This is a genomic window from Reyranella sp. (assembly GCF_050185545.1).
Classification (GTDB): domain Bacteria; phylum Pseudomonadota; class Alphaproteobacteria; order Reyranellales; family Reyranellaceae; genus Reyranella.
The window spans coordinates 1-18,265 of the sequence record NZ_JBFWZI010000006.1; the positions used below are offsets into that span (position 1 = coordinate 1).

The 18,265-nt window shown below is 65.8% G+C and carries 13 protein-coding genes; 3 read left to right on the plus strand and 10 right to left on the minus strand.

Features of this window, described 5'->3' with window-relative positions:
* Positions 1–532: 532 nt before the first annotated feature.
* Positions 533–1,375, minus strand: a complete 843-nt coding sequence (locus AB7O82_RS02725; protein ID WP_428552220.1) for an amidohydrolase family protein — start codon at positions 1,373–1,375, stop codon at positions 533–535.
* Between the two features lie 236 nt (positions 1,376–1,611).
* On the opposite strand from AB7O82_RS02725, the gene AB7O82_RS02730 reads away from it, so the two are divergent.
* Entirely contained in the window at positions 1,612–1,968 is a 357-nt protein-coding gene (locus tag AB7O82_RS02730) for a hypothetical protein (RefSeq protein ID WP_428552222.1), read from the plus strand.
* Positions 1,969–2,122: 154 nt separating this feature from the next.
* Here the strand turns inward: AB7O82_RS02730 and prfB are convergent.
* The 3 genes from prfB to AB7O82_RS02745 all read right to left on the minus strand — a co-directional run bounded on the left by prfB (position 2,123) and on the right by AB7O82_RS02745 (position 6,693).
* Positions 2,123–3,245, minus strand: a protein-coding gene (gene prfB, locus AB7O82_RS02735) for a peptide chain release factor 2 (protein ID WP_428552224.1) whose coding sequence is annotated in 2 segments (ribosomal slippage) — positions 2,123–3,175 and positions 3,177–3,245 — 1,122 coding nt in all. Because the reading frame shifts where the segments join, the coding sequence is not laid out codon by codon here.
* A 90-nt stretch (positions 3,246–3,335) separates the two neighbouring features.
* Entirely contained in the window at positions 3,336–5,786 is a 2,451-nt protein-coding gene (locus AB7O82_RS02740; RefSeq protein WP_428552227.1) for a penicillin-binding protein 1A, read from the minus strand.
* A gap of 55 nt (positions 5,787–5,841) precedes the next feature.
* Positions 5,842–6,693 carry an N-acetylmuramoyl-L-alanine amidase family protein gene (locus AB7O82_RS02745; protein ID WP_428552229.1) on the minus strand — a complete coding sequence of 284 codons (852 nt, stop codon included), beginning with the start codon at positions 6,691–6,693 and terminating at the stop codon, positions 5,842–5,844.
* Positions 6,694–7,178: 485 nt separating this feature from the next.
* Here AB7O82_RS02745 and AB7O82_RS02750 point away from each other — a divergent pair, with 485 nt between their 5' ends.
* Positions 7,179–10,226 (plus strand): Rne/Rng family ribonuclease, encoded by a 3,048-nt coding sequence (locus AB7O82_RS02750; protein ID WP_428618625.1) that lies wholly within the window; start codon positions 7,179–7,181, stop codon positions 10,224–10,226.
* A gap of 138 nt (positions 10,227–10,364) precedes the next feature.
* On the opposite strand, the gene AB7O82_RS02755 is transcribed toward AB7O82_RS02750, so the two are convergent.
* The 4 genes from AB7O82_RS02755 to AB7O82_RS02770 form a co-directional block, all read right to left on the minus strand.
* Positions 10,365–11,453: a TRAP transporter substrate-binding protein gene (locus AB7O82_RS02755; RefSeq protein ID WP_428545993.1), complete on the minus strand. Its 1,089-nt coding sequence runs from the start codon at positions 11,451–11,453 to the stop codon at positions 10,365–10,367.
* Positions 11,454–11,579: 126 nt separating this feature from the next.
* A complete protein-coding gene (locus tag AB7O82_RS02760) occupies positions 11,580–12,872 on the minus strand; it encodes an MFS transporter (protein ID WP_428545996.1) in 1,293 nt (430 codons plus the stop codon).
* A 369-nt stretch (positions 12,873–13,241) separates the two neighbouring features.
* Positions 13,242–14,291, minus strand: a complete 1,050-nt coding sequence (locus AB7O82_RS02765) for an acyl-CoA dehydrogenase family protein (protein WP_428545999.1) — start codon at positions 14,289–14,291, stop codon at positions 13,242–13,244.
* Between the two features lie 12 nt (positions 14,292–14,303).
* Positions 14,304–15,461: an acyl-CoA dehydrogenase family protein gene (locus AB7O82_RS02770; RefSeq protein ID WP_428546002.1), complete on the minus strand. Its 1,158-nt coding sequence runs from the start codon at positions 15,459–15,461 to the stop codon at positions 14,304–14,306.
* On the opposite strand from AB7O82_RS02770, the gene AB7O82_RS02775 reads away from it, so the two are divergent.
* Positions 15,454–16,011 (plus strand): nuclear transport factor 2 family protein, encoded by a 558-nt coding sequence (locus tag AB7O82_RS02775; RefSeq protein WP_428618628.1) that lies wholly within the window; start codon positions 15,454–15,456, stop codon positions 16,009–16,011. The genes AB7O82_RS02770 and AB7O82_RS02775 overlap by 8 nt on opposite strands.
* Positions 16,012–16,125: 114 nt before the next feature.
* Here AB7O82_RS02775 and AB7O82_RS02780 read toward each other — a convergent pair whose 3' ends face one another.
* Together AB7O82_RS02780 and AB7O82_RS02785 are read right to left on the minus strand one after the other, a co-directional pair.
* A complete protein-coding gene (locus AB7O82_RS02780) occupies positions 16,126–17,112 on the minus strand; it encodes a DUF3298 domain-containing protein (protein ID WP_428546008.1) in 987 nt (328 codons plus the stop codon).
* Positions 17,109–18,260, minus strand: a complete 1,152-nt coding sequence (locus AB7O82_RS02785; RefSeq protein WP_428546011.1) for a pyridoxal phosphate-dependent aminotransferase — start codon at positions 18,258–18,260, stop codon at positions 17,109–17,111. The genes AB7O82_RS02780 and AB7O82_RS02785 overlap by 4 nt, the downstream gene beginning before the upstream one ends.
* Between the last annotated feature and the right edge of the window lie 5 nt (positions 18,261–18,265).

The window sequence follows — 18,265 nt, forward strand, 5'->3', positions numbered from 1 at the left end:
ACGTTCCTGATCGACAAGACCGGCACCGTCGCCAAGGTGTGGCACAAGGTGAAAGTGCCGGGCCACGTCGCCGAGGTGCTGGAAGCGGTCAAGGGGCTGAAGTAAGCGGCGGCGCTCTTCATGCTCCCCCCCAGCTTCGCTGGGGAGGTGTCCGCGTCTTCGCGGACGGAGGGGTCACGGCTTTCTTAGCTGGGAGCGCGCCACTCATAGGCGCTAACTTTACAGAAGGCCTCACCCTGAGGAGCGGTCCGGAGGGCCGCGTCTCGAAGGGTCGGCAACAGACCGGGTGCTGCGACACCGCTTCTCCAGCGATCTCGTGTGTCGCCCATCCTTCGAGACGGCCGCTGCGCGGCGATGAGGACTTTGTTGGTCCGGCCAAAGTTAGCGCCTATGAGCGCGCCATTCCAGTGGCGCTCATGGGATGTGTGATCGGCAAGAAAGCGCCATCGGAGTGGCGCGCTCCCAGCCATGACCTCCGTCGCCGTAAGACGGCGACACCTCCCCAGCGAAGCTGGGGAGGAGAAGAGCTTACTCACCGCTTCCCCGGCGACCAGCCATAGATCTTCTCCAGCGAGCCGCCCATCAGCTGGGCGCGATCGCTGGCGGACAGGCGGTCGGTGACGCGGAAGGAGTCGACGCCTTCCCTGTAGGTGAGTAAGGCGACGGCGCGCGTCCAGTCGGTGCCCCACATGCAACGCTGCAAGCCGAAGGCGTCGAAGATGCGGCCGAGCGGATCCCAGATGTCCTTGTAGGGAAACTTCTCGTGGCTGAGTGTGCAGGCGCCGGTGATCTTGACGACGATGTTCTTGTGCGGCGCCAGCGCCAGGAGCTTCGGCAGCTCGACCCAGGGTTCACGTGGTGCCGGCGGCGCCATCGGCTGCTCGAGGCCGAGATGGTCGATGACGAGGGTCGTGTCGGGATGGCGTCGCGCCATCTCGGCGACCTGCTCGAGACGGCCGCGGCACATCAGGTTGACCGGCAGGTCATGCCTGCCAGCGGCGGAGAGAACCCGACCGATCCCCGGGTCGGCGGCATCCGTAGAGACATCGGGGCCCATCATGATGCGGATCGCGACCGTTCCGTCCATGGCGGCCCATTCGGCGATCGTGTCGCCGACCTTGGGATCGTTGGGATCGACCGGCTTGATGACGGCGAACCGATCGGGGTGAGCCTTCTGAACGGCCACAGCATAACTCGCGTCCCAGCGATACATGGTCCACACCGAGACCAGCAGGCCGCCGTCGACTCCGACCTCGTCCATCGCCTTGATCATGTCCTGGGCGGTGACCTCCGGCGGCCCCGCCAGCACGGCAGCCCACGGCCGGCCCGGATGGTTGCGCTCGTAGCAATGGACTTGTGCGTCGATCGTCGGCATCGGTCATTCCTCCTATGAAGATCGGGGCGGGTACCGCCCCGATCTTCTCAGTATCGGTGGTGCAGACCCGCGTGCTGCGTGCCTCCCCAGCGAAGTTCGCGCGAGGCTAGGGTGCACCGCCCGACCATTCAAGCGCGACCGGCCACACGTGGTCGCCATCGACGCACGCCACCATTGTCTTCGAGGGGAGCGACCCTACAATGGCGTGCCACTTACAAAGGCGATGGGGGACACAAGTGCGCACATTGCTTCTCGGATCAGCGCTGGCGATAGGCATTGCCACTGCCGCCTCGGCACAATCCGTCGGCGGGAACTACACGGTCAAAGGCTCCAATCCCGATGGCTCGACCTACACCGGTACGGCGCGCATCACCCCCAGCGGATCGACGTGCAACATCAGCTGGCAGACCGGCTCGACCAGCTCCAAGGGCATCTGCATGTTGGCCAACAAGGCCTTTGCCGCGTTCTACAAGCTCGGCTCGGACTACGGCCTGATCGTCTACGAGCTCCTGCCCGACGGATCGCTCAAGGGCTATTGGACGATCGCCGATCGCGAGGGTGTTGGCGGCGAGATCCTGACGCCGCAACGGTAGCGGTGATTCGCGCGCCAGCGAGCAGTGTTCACTCATGTTGATGCTCTTCCGGACCGCGAACGTCCCGCTCGCTCATGAATCTGAGCGAGCGGGACGTTCGCGGTCCGGAAGAGCATGAACCTGATCCAGAATATCCGCCCCTCAGGCATGCGCTCTACGCAGCTTCCTTCTCTTTGCCTTCGCCGACCCGTGCGGCAAGGGAGGCGGCCATGAAGTCGTCGAGATCGCCGTCCAGCACCTTCTGCGGGTCCGATCGCTCGACGTTGGTGCGCAGGTCCTTCACCATCTGGTAGGGCTGCAGAACATACGAGCGGATCTGATGGCCCCAGCCGATGTCGGTTTTGTTCGCCTCGGCGGCCAGGCGCTCGGCTTCTCGCTTCTGCAACTCGACCTCGTACAGGCGCGCCTTCAGCATCTGCATCGCCTTGGCGCGATTCTGATGCTGGCTGCGCTCCTGTTGCACCGCGACTGCGATGCCGGTCGGGATGTGGGTGATACGGACCGCCGAATCGGTCTTGTTGACGTGCTGGCCGCCCGCGCCCGATGCCCGGTAGGTGTCCACGCGGAGGTCCTTGTCGAGGATCTCGATCTCGATGTCGTCGTCGACCTCAGGATAGACCCACACCGAGGCGAAGCTGGTCTGCCGCCGCGCGTTGCCGTCGAACGGCGAGATGCGCACCAGCCGGTGCACGCCGCTTTCGGTCTTCAGCCAGCCGTAGGCGTTGGGACCCTCGACCTTGAAGGCGCACGACTTGATGCCCGCTTCCTCGCCAGCGCTCTCTTCGAGCCAGCTCACCTTGTAGCCACGCCGCTCTGCCCAGCGCGTGTACATGCGCGCCAGCATCTCCGCCCAGTCCTGGGCTTCCGTGCCGCCGGCACCCGCATTGAGCTCGACATAGGCGTTGTTGCCATCGGCCTCGCCCGAGAGCAGCGTTTCCAGCCGGGCCTTGGCGGCCTCGCCACGCGACTCCGCCAGCGCCCTTTCCGCCTCGGCGATCATGGTCTCGTCGCTTTCTGCCTCGGCGAGTTCGATCAGGCCGACATTGGTGTCGACCGAGTCGCGCAAGCGGCGGATCGTGGCGAGGGCGGCTTCCAGCCGCGTGCGCTCGCGCATCACCGACTGCGCCTGCTTGGGATCGTTCCACAGCGCCGGATCCTCGGCGCGCGCATTCAGCTCGTCGAGACGGACGACCGCACGGTCGTAGTCAAAGACGCCTCCTGAGGAGCGACAGCGACTCCTCGATTTCGTTGACCATGGCTTGAGCTTCGGCGCGCATTGTCACTCCTTACTTGGACCATCACATCGGACCGTCACGCCCTGGCGCGTGGCCGTTCCTGAGCGGGTGCGAGCCCCGCGGTCCGCAGGATCAATAGGTCTCGCCGGTGCCGCTCAGGCCGGGCCGGCGGCCGCCGCCCGCCTGCTGCGGGCCGCCGCTGTCTATACCGGAATACTGCCCCGAGCCGTCAAGCGGCGTCGAGTTGAAGCCCTCGGAACCGGGTTCGGTGCCGGGCTTGAAGACCTCGTCGATCGCGCCGCCTTCGTAAGAGTATTTCACCATGCGCAGGCCAGGCGGAATGCGGAAGGGCGTCGGCGGCTTGCCCTTGAAGATCTCGCGCGCGATGCTCTGGTAGATTGGCGCTGCGTTGCCGCCGCCGGTCTCCTGGTTGCCCGGCCCGAGCGTGCGCGGCTCGTCGAAGCCGATGAAGATCCCGACTGTGATGTCCGGCGTCGAGCCCAGGAACCAGTTGTCACGGGCATCGTTGGTCGTGCCGGTCTTGCCGGCGATCGGCCGTCCGAGCGAGGCGAGCTGGGCTGCCGTGCCGCGCGTCGTGACGCCCAGCATCATGCTGACGACCTGGTAGACCGACGCCGGATCGTGGAACGGCTTGCGCGGATCGACGATCTCGGGCGGCACCGGTGCCCTGCCCTGCGCCTGCTCGCCACAACCGCGACAGGTGCGCGGCTCATGGCGATAGATGGTCTTGCCGTTGCGATCCTGCACGCGGTCGACCAGGCTGGGCGTGATCTCGAGCGCGCCATTGGCCAGCATCGCGTACGCCATGGTCATGCGCAGCAAGGTCGTTTCGCCGGCCCCGAGCGCCATTGGCAGGTAAGCGCCCATATGGTCGGTGACACCGAACTCCTTGGCGACCTCGACCACCCTCTTCATACCGATCTGCTGCGCCATGCGCACCGTCATGAGGTTGCGCGACATCTCGAGGCCGCGGCGCACCGTCGCCGGTCCGAGGAAGTCGCCGCCGTAGTTCTTCGGCGACCAAATCGGCTGGCCGTAGCCCGGATCGTAGCTGAACGGCCCATCGAGCACGATGCTGGCCGGGGTGAAGCCGGCGTCCATCGCCGCGAGGTAGACGAATGGCTTGAACGACGACCCGGGCTGCCGGGCCGCCTGGACGGCGCGGTTGAACTGGCTGCGGCCGTAGGACCAGCCGCCGGTCATGGCGAGCACGCGGCCGGTCTGCGTATCCATCACCACGACGCCACCTTCGACATTGGGCACCTGGCGCAATGCATAGGTCCTGGGCGGATAGGGTTTGTTGCCGGCGCCGGTCGCGACCTTCTCGACGACGATCACGTCACCCACGGCGACGACGTCCTTCGGGCCGCGCGGCGGATTGCCGACCCGCTGATCCTGCAGGGTAGGCCGCGCCCACGTCATTTCGGCAAACGGGAGCGTGCCCTCGCCATCCGGCAACCCGACGAGCTGCACGGACTGCGCTTCGACCTTGGCGACGACGGCAAGATGCCACGCCGCAGGCCCGAACAGCGGCCGTCGCTGGGCGATGCGCGCGAACTCCTCCTCCCACACGTTCATGTCCTGGACGCGGGCATAGGGGCCGCGCCAACCATGGCGCCGGTCATAGGTGATCAGCCCCTCGCGCAAGGCGTTGTCGGCGGCGGCCTGGATCACCGGATCGAGCGTGGTGCTGACGGTCAGGCCGCCCTCGTACAAGCCCTTCTCCCCATAGGCGGCGAGAAGATTGCGGCGCACCTCCTCGGCGAAGAAGTCGGCCTGGACCACCTCGGTGGCTCCGCGCCGCCGCAGCTGGAGCTTTTCGGCCTTTGCCGCCTGCGCCTCGGCGGCCGTGATATAGCCGTCGTCCTGCATGCGCCCGAGCACATAATCCCGCCGGGCGTAGGCCTCTTTCTCGTGGCGCTGGATGTTGTAGCGGTTCGGCGCCTTGGGCAGCGCTGCGAGGTAGGCGATCTCCGACAGGCTGAGCTCGTCGAGCGAGCGGTCGAAATAGTTGATCGCGGCCTGCGCGACCCCGTAGTTGCCCGAGCCCAGATAAATCTCGTTCAGATACAGTTCGAGGATGCGCTCCTTGGAATAGGTCTCCTCGATACGGAACGCCAGGATGGCTTCGCGGATCTTGCGCGCCAGCGTCGCCTGGTTGGTGAGCAGGAAGTTCTTGGCCACCTGCTGGGTGATGCCGGAAGCGCCTTCCGGGCGCTTGCCGGGATTGGTCACGTTGGCGATCACGGCGCGCACGACGCCGATGAAGTCGATGCCGGGATGGGTGAAAAAGCGCTGATCCTCGGCCGCGACGAACGCCTCGAGCACGCGCTTGGGCATCGCAGCCACCGGCACGAACACCCTCTTCTCGCGGGCGTACTCGGCCAGCAACCGGCCATCGGAGGCATAAAGGCGCGACACGGTTGCCGGCTGGTAGTCGGCAAGCTGCTTGTGGTCCGGCAGGCCATGGCTGAAGTGCCAGAACAGGCCCGCAATGATGCCGGCGCCGACGATCACGGCTGCCGTGGCGAATGCCAGCAAGACTTTGAACAGGTTCAACACGGCCTTTTTCTACGCGGAGCCTTCAGAGGGGGCAACGCGGGAGGATGCTCCCGACTTACGCCTTTCTTGTGGCGCCCCTGAAATGGGCGTCGACCGAAGCCCGCAGTGCCCGTGCAAGCGAAATCTGATGCTGTGAAATGGTGAGCAGCCTTTCGTCCTGCGGATTCGAGAGATATCCCAATTCGACAAGAGCTGCCGGGATGTCCGGAGAGGTCAGCACTGCGAATCCGGCCTGGCGATGGGTGCGGGGCAGAAGGCGCACGCCATTGCGGGAAAAAGACTGCACGATCGTGTCGGCGAGGCGCCGCGAATCGTTGACTGTGCCGCGCTGGCTCATCGCGAACAGCATTTGGGCGACACTGTCCGGCTGACTTGCGAAGCGCACGCCGACCACGGCATCGGCGCGATTTTCACGCGCCGCCAGCATCGCCGCCTCGCGGTCGCTGGCGTCCTCCGACAGGGTGTAGATGGACGCCCCGCGAATCTCCGAGTCGGCGTGAGCATCGGCATGCAGGGACAGGAACAGGTCGGCCTTGGCAGCTTGCGCCCGGGCGACGCGCTCGCGCAGTGGCACGTAGCTGTCGCCGCTTCGGGTCAGCATGACCCGATAGGCGCCACCGGCCTGCAGCTGAACCTGCAATTGCGTGGCGATAGCCATGACCACACGCTTTTCCTGGGTCCCGCGTACTCCGATTGCTCCGGGGTCGCGGCCGCCGTGCCCGGGATCGAGGGCAATCAACCTCGTTCGCGCCGCTGGTTTCGACGGTTTGGCAGATTTGACAGCGGGAGCCGTTACCTGGCGCGCCCTCTTCTTGGGCGCGGCGTCTGCTTCGCTCAGGACAGTGCCCCAACCGGCACCAAGGGCGGCCAACGCGACAAAAACATCCCGACGGCGAAGGGCAGGCATAGCTGGATCAAGTTTATGAATAGATTGCTGGCAATTAACAAAACAACTTCACCTCGATACACAGAAATTTCAATAATTTCAAGAGAAATCAATCCCTTATGGGATAGTGTGAATGGTCATCAATCTTTTGATTGTCGCTCCCTGCTGAACCCCGTATGTTGCGGCTCGCGAGCAGTCGCCGTCGTTCGAAGCGCCCTCCTCTAGAGGCCGGTGCGCTCCGACGGCAGTCTCCGAGCCGGGTCGAGCTTGCGCTTCGCTGAAGTTGAGTGCGGCGGACCTGCAGAGGGATTGTCAGGCAGGCGGTGGCTATGGAAAACCCGAGGTCGGCAGGACCCAGTTGCGGTCCGGCGGCGCGATGCTTCCCCGTCTTGGCTGTAGTTGGCCGTTCGACGGGTTGATGGCGCACCGCCCCCCTCGCACCAAGGAGGCGGCTCGGCCGCTGGTTGCTCGCGCCGGCTGGAACCGGGCGCCTCGGGAGCGAGCCCATGGCGCGGCGCATGCTCATCGATGCAAGCCATCCCGAGGAGACCCGGGTGGTGGTTGTCGATGGTACACGTTTGGAGGAATTCGATTTCGAGACGGCGATACGCAAGCCGTTGAAGGGCAACATTTATCTGGCGAAAGTCATACGCATCGAGCCGTCCCTGCAGGCGGCGTTCGTGGAGTATGGCGGCAACCGCCACGGCTTCCTGGCCTTCGCCGAAATCCACCCCGACTATTATCAAATCCCGGTCGCCGACCGCGAGCGACTGATCGCCGAGCAGCAGCGCCTGCACGCCGAGGCCGACGACGAGTCGGAAGTGGATTCGGAACCGGAGCTGCCCGACGAGGATGTGCCCGAGGATGCCGGTGACGCGGGAGCCGAGCCGGTCGCCGAGCAGGCGGCGGCTCTCGAGGCGAGCGACGCCACGGTGAGCGAACCGGCGCCGCTGGCGGAAGTGTCGCCCTCGCGGCCAGAAACGGCCGAGGCTTTGCCTGCCGAAAAGGCACCGGCCGAACCATGGCCGGACCTGGAGGCGCCACCGGCATCTGCGGTCACTGAAGCCCCGCCCGCACCTTCCGCCGAACAGGAGATCGCTGCCGAGTCCGCGCCGCACGCTCAGCCAGCCGAAATCGTCGTCGAGCGCCTCGATGGCCCTGTCCTCGACGCAGCGACGATCGAGGCGCCAGCGCCGAGCGATGTGCCGGCCGAGATCCCCGAAGGCGATCAGATGGCGGAGCCCGGCGACACGCCGCCGCCGGAGGGCGCCGTCGAGACGTTAGGTGGCGACGAGGCCGTCGACACGCGCGAGAAGCGGGAGCGCCGGCGACGCCATTCGGTCCGCCAGTACAAGATCCAGGAAGTTATCAAGCGCCGGCAGATCCTGCTGGTCCAGGTGGTCAAGGAGGAGCGCGGCAACAAGGGGGCTGCGCTGACGACCTACCTGTCGCTGGCCGGCCGTTATTGCGTGCTGATGCCCAATGCCGGGCGCGGTGGCGGAATCTCGCGCAAGATATCCAATCCGGCCGACCGCAAGCGCATGAAGGAGGTGCTGAGCGAGCTCGACGTGCCGCAGGGCATGGGAGTCATCCTGCGTACCGCCGGTCTCGAACGCAGCCCGATCGATATCCGCCGGGACTACGAATACCTGTCCCGGCTGTGGGATTCGATCCGCGAGCTCACCATGCGCTCGACGGCGCCAGCCCTGATCTACGAGGAAGGCGACCTCATCAAGCGCTCGCTGCGCGACGTCTACGACACCGACATCGCCCAGGTCCTGGTCGAAGGCGAAGCGGGCTTCACCGCCGCTTCCGAGTTCATGCGCCAGCTGGTGCCGCACCAGGCCAGCAAGGTCGAGCTCTACAAGGAGCCGATTCCCCTGTTCCATCGCTACCAGGTGGAAAGCCAGTTCGATGCCATGCACTCGCCCACGGTGCAGTTGCGCAGTGGCGGCTACATCGTGATCAACCCGACCGAGGCGCTGGTCGCCATCGACGTCAACTCCGGCCGCTCGACCCGCGAGCGCAACATCGAGGAGACGGCGCTGCGCACCAACCTGGAGGCAGCCGAGGAGATTGCCCGGCAGGTCCGCTTGCGCGATCTCGCCGGGTTGATCGTGATCGACTTCATCGACATGGAGGAGACGCGGCATCAAAGGCAGGTCGAGCACAAGGTAAAGGATGCGATGCGCAGCGATCGCGCCCGCATCCAGATCGGTCGCATATCGGCGTTCGGGCTCCTCGAGCTGTCGCGCCAGCGGTTGCGGCCCAGCCTGCTCGAGCATTCGACGGAGATCTGCCCCCACTGCGCGGGCACCGGCAGGATCCGTTCGATCGAGTCGGCGGCCCTGCAGGCGCTGCGTGCCATCGAGGAGGAAGGTGTGCGCCGCCGCGCCGGCGAGATCATCGTCAGCGTGCCGCCCAACGTGGCGCTCTATCTGCTCAACCAGAAGCGGCGGACGCTGTCCGAGATCGAGCACCGCTACAGCATGGCCGTGACCGTCGAGGCTGACGACGAATTGCATGCCGCAGATTGCGAGATCGAACGCATTCGGACCCGGCGTGACGATCGCGAGCGGCCGCAGCAGGAGCTGGCGCGCGCGACATACGAGGAGGTCGGTCGCGATCAGGCGAGCGAGGATGTCGAAGCGGCCGAGGACGCCGACGGAGTGCTCGCGGAGGGCCAGGCGGCCGAGCGCGACGAAGGCGGCGAGGAGGATGGCGACCGCGACAGCAATCGCCGGCGGCGTCGGCGGCGGCGCCGGCGCGGCCGTCGCGACGGCGACGGCGACGGCGAGTCGGTCGACCGCGCGCAAATCGCCGGCGAAGCGCCCGAGGGCGAGCATGATCGCGGCGAGCGTGATGGCCTCGGCGACCAGGGGGCAAATGGCGAGACCAGCACCGAGGGCTTCGAGCAGATAGCAGCGGCGGGCGAAGGCGACGACGGAGACGTGACGGACGAACGCGACGAGCGCAGCGGAGAGGAACGTGGCGACGACGGGCAGGCCGAACCGCGCGGCGAGGAGCTTGCCGATGAGCCGCAGGGCGATGAGGAGCGCAGCGATCGCCGCCGCCGTCGCGGCCGCCGGGGCGGACGCCGGCGCCGGCGCGACAACGGCGAAGGCGAGCGTCCGGAAGGCAGCGCAGTCGACGCCCAGCCGATGGACGGCGCGCCGGAAGAGCACGCTCCCGGCGAGCCGGCGGAGGCAACTCCGCTGGCCGCCGAGGGCAGCGCCTTCGATCCGGGTCCGCCGGTGAACATCGAAGCAGCTTCACCGCCAACGCCACCGCCGCCTCCGGCGCCTCCTCCCGCCCTGGACTCGGTTGTGTCGCAATCGGAGGTCCCGTCGGCGATCGAACCGGCTCCCGAACCCAGGCAGCCGGAACCGCCTGCGGTGCTCGCGGCCCCGCCTGCGCCGCCCGAGCCACCGTCTCTGCCACCCGTGTTCGAACCGGCGCCAGCGCCGCCGCCAGCGGCTGAGCCCGTGCCACCGCCGGTCCCCGTCATCACGGCGCCGCCCGAGAAGCCGCGCCGCGGCTGGTGGCGACGTTAGGGGCGATCTCTATCGCGAGATGATGGCTCTATCGCCGGCATCGAGCCGGAATTGGTTCTTTCGGACCGCGAGCGTCTCGCTCGCTCATGAAATCTGAGCGAGCGAGACGCTCGCGGTCCGGAAGAGCATGACCGGCGGCTACCTTTCGCTGCGGTAGACTGCCAGCTCGGCCCGCGTGTCGGCGATCGAGAACCAGCGATGCTGCTCGGCGCGGAACTGACGCCAGTTCGCCAGGATGCGCTTGAACTGCTCGTTCTGCACCGCCTCCTCGTCGAGCACCGTTTCGAGAGCACCGCGCAGAGCCTTGATCACCTCTTCGGGCAGGACCGACAGCTGGGTGCCAGCAGCCACCAGCCGGGCGATCGCCTTTGCATTCTTGGCGTCGTACGAGGCCATCATCTCGGTTGCGCTGTAGTTGCAGGCATAGCGGAGGATGGCCTGATAGCGCGGCGGCAGCGCATTCCATGCCGCCTTGTTGATCATCAGGTGGTTGGTGGCTTCGAGCTCCATGACGCCCGGCGTGTAGTAGTACTTGGCCACCTTGTTGAAGCCGAGCTTCTCGTCGTCGTAGGGGCCGACCCATTCGCAGGCGTCGATCGTGCCGCGCTCCAGGGCCGGATAGATTTCGCCGCCGGCGATCTGCTGCGGCACGGCGCCGAGCTTGGCGAACACCTTGCCGCCGAACCCCGCGGTCCGGATCTTCAGACCGACGAAGTCGGCCGGCGTCTTCAGCTCCTTGCGGAACCAGCCGAACATCTGGCCGCCGGTCTGGCCGGCCGGCAGCGCGACGACGCCGAAGCTGTCATAGACCTCGTCCATCAGCTTGCGACCATCGCCGAACATCACCCAGGCCTGGTGCTGGCGCGGGGTGAAGCCGAACGGCAGCGAGCCGTCGAAGATGAACGACGGGTTCTTGCCGATGTAGTAGCCGGTGTAGGTGTGGCCGCACTCGACAGTTGCATTGGCAACGGCATCCAGCACCTGGAGGCCTGGCACGATCTCGCCGGCTCCGAACGCTTGCAACGCAAACTTGCCGTCGGTCATCTCGCCGACGATGCGGACGATGGTCTGCGCGGCACCGAACAGCGTATCCAAGCTCTTGGGAAAGCTCGATGTCAGGCGCCACTTGACGTTCTCGCTGGTCGGTTGACCGAAGGCCGGTGACGTCGCCGCCAGCGCCGCAAACGACGCAGCAGCGGGGGCGAGCTTTCGACGCGTTACTCTCATCGGACGTTATCCTCTCCTAAGCGTACCGCGCGGATAGTAGCTCCCGGCCGGAGAGATCGCCACCGCGGAGCGCGCGCAATTCCGGCGCGCGCGCCCGCGTCGGTCTGGTCGGCGATGTCCTCCCTCTCAGTCGGTCACCTTGATGACCTCGAGATCGGCCGTGAGCTCCTTGCCCTTTGTCTCGGGCCCCATGAGCACGAAGATGACGACCAGCAGCAGGAAGACTGCCGTGCTGATCATCATGGGCACGGCAAAGCCCATCTGCATCTCGACGGCGAAGTAGGTCAGCACCGGAGCAACCAGACCACCCCAGATGGCGCCTTGATGATAGACGAAGCCCGACGCAGTGGCCCGAACCTCGGTCGGAAAGCGCTCGCAGAGGTAACTCGGATTCTGGCCGTATATGGCGCCGCCGAAGATGCCCTGCAGGATGAACCCGAAGATGATCATCGTCGGATCCTTGGTCCACAGGTAGAGCGGCGTGATCACGATGCCGATGAGGGCAGGCACATAGATTGCTGGTCTGCGCCCCCACTTGTCGGCGACGGCTCCCCACAACCCGTTGCCCGCAAACACGACGATGTTGGCCCAGAACAGCGGCACCGCCACCATGATCGGCGTCCACTGCAATTCCTTTTGCAGGTAGGTCGAGAACAGCGCCCAGATCGAGTAGTAGACGCAGAACGCCGAGGCCATCCAGGCGCACGCAGTCAGCGTATTGTAGAGATATTCGCGCTTGAAGATGACGAACAGCGGCAGCGTCACTTCGGCCTTCTTCTCGCTTTGCTGGCGCTTGTTCTCGGCCCACACCTCCGGCTCCTTGACGAAATAGCGGATCCAAACGACCACGAGCGCCGGCAGAATGCCGATCCACAACAGTCCGCGCCAGCCGATGTCGTCGTACAGCAGGCCATAGGCGCCCGCCGACAGGGCGAAGCCCAATCCCCAGGAACCTTGCAGGATGCCGCTCATGAAGCCGCGCGAGCGCGCCGGCCAGGACTCCATGGCAAGAGCCGCGCCAGCCGGCCATTCGGCGCCCATTCCGATGCCGAGCAGGGCGCGAAACACCAGCAGGAACGTGAAGTTGGGTGCAAAACCGGCGATGAAGTTGCACAGCGAGTACCACAGGATCGAGATCATCAGCGGCGTCTTGCGCCCCATCCGATCGCCCACCCAGCCAGCCGCGGTCGCCCCGACCAGCCTCAGCCAGAGTGTCAGAGTGAAGACAATTGCAACGGCCGTCAGCGGCACGCCGAACTCCTGCGAGATCGGCAGCATGATCAACAGGAAGATCGTGAAGTCGAACGCATCGAGCGTCCAACCAAGCCAGGCCGCGATGTAAGCGTACCACTGATCCTTGGTGGGCTCCTTCCACCATGGTACGGACGATGACGAACTTGGAATGCTGGAAACGGACATCTGCTAAACCTCCCCGGAAGTGGAACAGGTTTACGCGTAGAGCCTCCGACGCTTCGTAGCGCGGCGAAGTGTGCGCTTGTCCGCCGCGAGTCTCAACGCGAGCAGAGTCCGACGCTTTGACTTTTTTCGCTCTACGGCATGGTCACAGCGCCTTTCTCACCACATCTATTCAGCGGCGCTGATGCAGAGATCCTTCAAGTCCCTCCCCCGTCATCGGGGGAGGTGCCCCGTCATAGGGGGCGGAGGGGGAAAGCCAAAGTCGAGATGAGCCGGCTTCCGACGTCGGAATCGGAACCATCATCGCACCGGCTTTCCCCTCCGGCCCTTTGGGCCACCTCCTCCGATTACGGGGGGAGGATGTGATATGCGTTAGGCCGGCCGTGCATAGCGGCTCGCGGTCATCGAGGCCCACAAGGCCTGAGGTCCTGCCTTGGCGTAGGCCGAGCCGATCTTCTCGCCCCAGAAACTCTCGCTGCCGAAATCGCGCCGCCATACCCACAATCGGCGCGTGTAGTGGTGAAGAACATGCTCGTGGGTGAATCCCATCGCTCCCATGGATTGATGCGAGATCGCCGCAATGCGGTGAGCGAACTCCGAGGCCTGGCTCTTGGCGGCGGCGATCGAAAAGCTGCCGCCGTCGGACAGTCCCCCTTCATCGGCATCGCGCGCGGCAGCCTCGGCCGACGCGATGGTGGCGGCGACGCAACTCGCCAGCTCGGCCAGCATGTGCTGGATTGCCTGGAAGGTCGAGATCGGCCTGCCGAACTGCACGCGCTGCTTGGAGTACTCGACGGCGATCGCCAGCACCCTGTCGGCTGCCCCCGCCATCTGCATTGCCCGCGTGACCGCTGCCAGCTCGACGGCACGCTCCCCGGTGACCGGCGAATCGCCGACGAACTCCGATGTCGCGCCATCGAAAACAACAGTGCCGTAGGGCTCGCCGGCGTGGCTGGGCGTGGCCTCGCACCTTGCGCCGCCCTTGCCGATCACGACCAGCTTGTCGCCGACGACGCTCACGAAGCGGTCGGCAACCATTGCAAAGGGAACGCGCTCAACGCGGCCCGTCACGCGACCGGCGCTCAGCGACAGAGCACCAAGGACGAGAGTTGCCGGACCACCCTTTGGCTCACCTCCCGCGGCCGCGATCAGCAGACTGGCCAGCGCGGTCTCGGCGAGCGGCACGGGAACGGCATGGGACCCGGCGAGCCGCAGCAAGGCCAGCATGTCGGCCAGGGTGCCGCCGACGCCGCCCCTGTCCTCCGGAACGGCGATGTGCGGCAGCCCCATCTCCTCGATCGCCTGCCAAAGCTCTGCCGGCCAGGCACCCTTCTCGACATTGTTGACGATCTCGCGTCCACACCGATCGGTGAAGAAACGGTTGGCAGTCTCGAGCAGCATGTCGCGGGTTTCGCGGTCCATCGGACTTCCCCTTCAACGCAGACCGAGGCCGCGCGCGACGATGCCGCGCAGCACCTGGGTCGTACCGCCCTGAATTGTGTAGGACGGCGCAATCATCGTGGCGTACTGGGCGACGTCGAGGAAATCGGCCATGTCCTCCTCGGTCGTGGCGTCCGACTCGGCGATCGCACGGGCGATCTCGGGCAGGTCCTGCTGGTAGATCGTGCCGAGATCCTTGACCAGCGCCGCCTCGATCCCCGGCGACTTGCCGCCCTGCATCATGCCGGCAACGGCGACCGACATCTGGCGCAGACTCCATAGTCGCGCGATCAGCCGGCCGAGGATGGCGCTGGCGCGCCTAGCCGGCTGCCGCCCGAGCACGCGCACCAGTTCGCGCAGGATGTAGAAGTTCTGCATGAAGCGCTCCGGCCCGCTGCGCTCGAAGGCAAGCTCGCTGGTGACCTGCAGCCAGCCGTCGCCTTCGTTGCCGATCAGGCAGCTCTCGGGAATGAACGCATCGCTGAAGGTCACCTCGTTCCAATCATGACGGCCGGCGAGATTGATGATCGGGCGGATGGTGATGCCCGGCGTCTTGAGGTCGACGAGCAGCTGGCTCAAGCCCTTGTGGCGATCGCCATGCTGGCCCGAGGTCCGCACCAGCGTGATGCAGTAATGATTGTGATGCGCACCCGAGGTCCACACCTTGGTGCCGTTGACGCGAAACCCACCGGGCACCGGCTCGGCGCGGGTACGCACGGATGCCAGATCGGAACCGGAGTCGGGCTCGCTCATGCCGATGCTGAAGTAGCATTCGCCGGCCGTGATGCGCGGCAGGATCGCCTCGCGCTGCTCCTCGCTGCCGAACCGCAGCAGCAGCGGTCCCGATTGCCGGTCGGCGACCCAGTGAGCTCCAGCCGGCGCGCCGTTGCCCAGCAGCTCCTCGGTGATGACGTAGCGATCGAGGAAGCTGCGTTCGCTACCGCCGTACCTCTTCGGCCATGTGATGCCGATCCAGCCCTTCTTGCCCATCGCCTTGCTGAACTCGGACGAGCGCGTGTTCCAGCTCGGAAAGCGATCCTCCGTCTTGAGTTTGGGCAGCGTCTCGCCGAGGAACGCACGCACCTCGCTGCGCAGCGCCTCGGCCTCCGGCGGCAGATGGAACGGCGGGAATTCGAGTTTCGGGATGGACATCGTCGTCTCGGCGGTTGGAGGCCTCTTCTCTGTCGGCTTATGCTTGGCGACGCAACCACGCAGTTTCGAGGGTCGAATGCCCCGCCGTCCACCCCGCCTGCCGCCGCTCCTGGCGGAATTCGACGACGATGAGCGCGACGCCGTACTCGGCGCAAACCGGGCCTTTTATCGTGCCTTCAGCGATCGCGACTTCGAGGCGATGGATCGGATCTGGGCGGCAAGCGGCGCCGTGATCTGTCTTCATCCGGGCCAATCGCCGCTGATCGACCGCGCCGAGATCATGGCGAGCTGGCGCGCCATCATGAACCATCCGAAAGCGCCACGGGTTCATTGCGTCGGCGAGTGGGTGACCGGCCGGCCAGGCCTGGCCCTCGTGGTGTGCCGCGAGATCCTTCCGCAGGGCCAGCTCATGGCCACCAACAGCTTCACGCGACAAAACGATGGCTGGCGCATGATCGGCCACCACTCCGGCCCGGTGCCGTCGATCGAGGTCGCTCAGGCGAGCTGGGGAGGCGAACGAAAATCAATGGAGCTTCCGGCGAGCTCATGATCATGAATCATGAGCGGGCGAGACGCCCGCGGTCCGCATGAACCTTGACCCCTCCGTCGCCGTATCACGGCGACACCTCCCCGGCTTCGCTGAGCGAAGCTGGAGATTAAACGATTACCGCGCGATCGGGCCGCCGGGTCGGAAGTGTGTGCGCAGGCGATCGTAGGGGATGGTCACCTCGTAGGGGCCGGAAACATAAGGGCCAACCTCATACGGATTGAAGACCAGCTCGAGCTGGTTGGCCTTCCAGCAATAGTGGCGCGCCTCGCCCAGGAGCTTGGCGAGGCTCTTGGGCTCCAGGGCATCCTCGAAACCGGGCTTCTCCACGAATTGCTTCTTGAGGTCCGCGCCGACCAGCCGGACCATCGGCGAAAGCCAGGCATCGCCCGCGGCGAAGACGCCGGCGGGGCCGACGCTGCGACCGGTGCGCAGATCGACCAGAGTGCACCGTTTTCCGCCAAAGCCATGCGCGCCGCCACTGTAGCCGTCGAAGGTTTCGACAATCGTCACGGCTTCCGGGCCCGGACGATACACTTCGAAGCTTTGCTGGTACGTCCAGCCTTGCTCGCCGTCGACGCCCGAATCGGCTGCTTTGGGTGTCGCGTTCTCGGCGGCCTTGCGTGCGGCGGCGGCGTAACTGGCGTTGATTGCCGAGAAGTCGGCCGTCGTGCCGTCGAATTGCGGGTATTCGATGCTGTAAGAGAAGCGGATCTGGCCGAGCTTGCCCCGCTGCTCGATCGACCGGGCGCCGAGGAAGGGATAAGCCCCCTCGCCAAAGGCCCCGAGGTTGGTGGTCCGCGCGGCGTAGCGACTCTTGATGCACGTCATCATTTCGTCCGGCTCGGCGGCGCAATCGCGGTTGCGGCTCGTGATCCAGCGTATCTGGTCCTTCGCGAGATGATCCTTGGCAGCCGCACCGAGACGACCCACGAGCGTGCCGTAGGCAGCCGCCAGCTCGCGATCGGCAGTGGCGAGCTCGGGCTCCTTACAGATCGTCCGTTCGATCGCGTTGGATGCCTTGCTGCAGTCGAAGCTCGGGCCCCGCTGCGCCAGGGCTGGCACAGCGAAGGTGACGGCAATGGCTATGATGAGCACTCTCACAGCCGCTTCCATGCCTTCAGCCTCCGTACCGCCTCCTCCATCTCGGCAGTCGAGCCGGCGAAGGAAATGCGCAACGTACCGGCGCCGCGGGCGCGATCGAAGTCGACGCCCGGCGTCGTCGCCACGCCGGCCTCGCGCAACATCTGCCGACAGAACTCCCGGCTGTCATTGGTGAGATGGGCCACGTCACAGTAGAGATAGAAGGCGCCCTCGGCCGGCGCAAAGCGATCGAGACCGACGGTCGGCAGGCCGGCCAGCAGCAGATCGCGATTGGCGCGGTAGCGGCGAACATGGCCGTCGAGCTCGTCCTTGCAGTCGAGGGCGGCGAGAGCGGCATGCTGGCTGAGAGTCGGCACCGAAATGAAGAAGTTCTGGGTCAGACGCTCGATCGGCCGGACGAGATCGGCCGGCACGACCAGCCAGCCGACTCGCCAACCGGTCATCGAGAAGTACTTGGAGAAGCTGTTGACCACGATGGCGTTGTCGGAAACTTCCACCGCCGAGACGGTGTCCCCTTCGTAGACGATGCCGTGATAGATCTCGTCGGAGATCAGCCGTACTCCCTTGTGGTCGCACCATTCGGCCAAGGCCTTCATTTCGGCATGGCCGACCATTGTGCCCGTGGGATTGGACGGGCTCGCCACGATCAGGCCATCGATGCGCCCGGCCTTCTCCAGAGCCGCGACCGTGGGCTGGAAGCGATCGGCCGCCGAGGTCGGCAGGTCGACCGCTTCCAGATCGAGCGCTGTCAGGATGTTGCGATAGGCCGGATAACCCGGCGCGGCCAGCGCGATCCGATCGCCGGCATCGAAACTGGCGAGAAAGGCCAGCGGAAAGCCGCCCGAGGAACCGGTGGTCACGATCACCCTGTCGGGGGAGACGTCGACGCCGTAGGTCTCTCGATAGTGATGCGCGATGCGCTCGCGGAGCAGCGGGATTCCGAGTGCGGCGACATAGCCGATCTTGTCGGTGTCCAACGCCGCATGGGCGGCAGCCAGCGCGCCCTTCGGCGCCGGCGTGCTGGGCTGGCCGACCTCCAGGTGGATGACCGTATCGCCCGCCGCTTCTTTTTCGGCCGCCGCAGCCATGACGTCCATGACGATGAACGGATCGACCGCGCCGCCTCGGCGCGAAAGCTTCCCCGACATGCAGC

Bases quoted from the DNA above. Each gene is read 5' to 3' on its own strand.
- AB7O82_RS02775 (WP_428618628.1), top strand. From the start codon at position 15,454: ATGGACATCGTCGTCTCGGCGGTTGGAGGCCTCTTCTCTGTCGGCTTA.
- AB7O82_RS02750 (WP_428618625.1), top strand. From the start codon at position 7,179: ATGGCGCGGCGCATGCTCATCGATGCAAGCCATCCCGAGGAGACCCGG.
- AB7O82_RS02760 (WP_428545996.1), bottom strand. From the start codon at position 12,872: ATGTCCGTTTCCAGCATTCCAAGTTCGTCATCGTCCGTACCATGGTGG.
- AB7O82_RS02745 (WP_428552229.1), bottom strand. From the start codon at position 6,693: ATGCCTGCCCTTCGCCGTCGGGATGTTTTTGTCGCGTTGGCCGCCCTT.
- AB7O82_RS02770 (WP_428546002.1), bottom strand. From the start codon at position 15,461: ATGTCCATCCCGAAACTCGAATTCCCGCCGTTCCATCTGCCGCCGGAG.
- AB7O82_RS02725 (WP_428552220.1), bottom strand. From the start codon at position 1,375: ATGCCGACGATCGACGCACAAGTCCATTGCTACGAGCGCAACCATCCG.
- AB7O82_RS02765 (WP_428545999.1), bottom strand. From the start codon at position 14,291: ATGGACCGCGAAACCCGCGACATGCTGCTCGAGACTGCCAACCGTTTC.
- AB7O82_RS02785 (WP_428546011.1), bottom strand. From the start codon at position 18,260: ATGTCGGGGAAGCTTTCGCGCCGAGGCGGCGCGGTCGATCCGTTCATC.
- AB7O82_RS02755 (WP_428545993.1), bottom strand. From the start codon at position 11,453: ATGAGAGTAACGCGTCGAAAGCTCGCCCCCGCTGCTGCGTCGTTTGCG.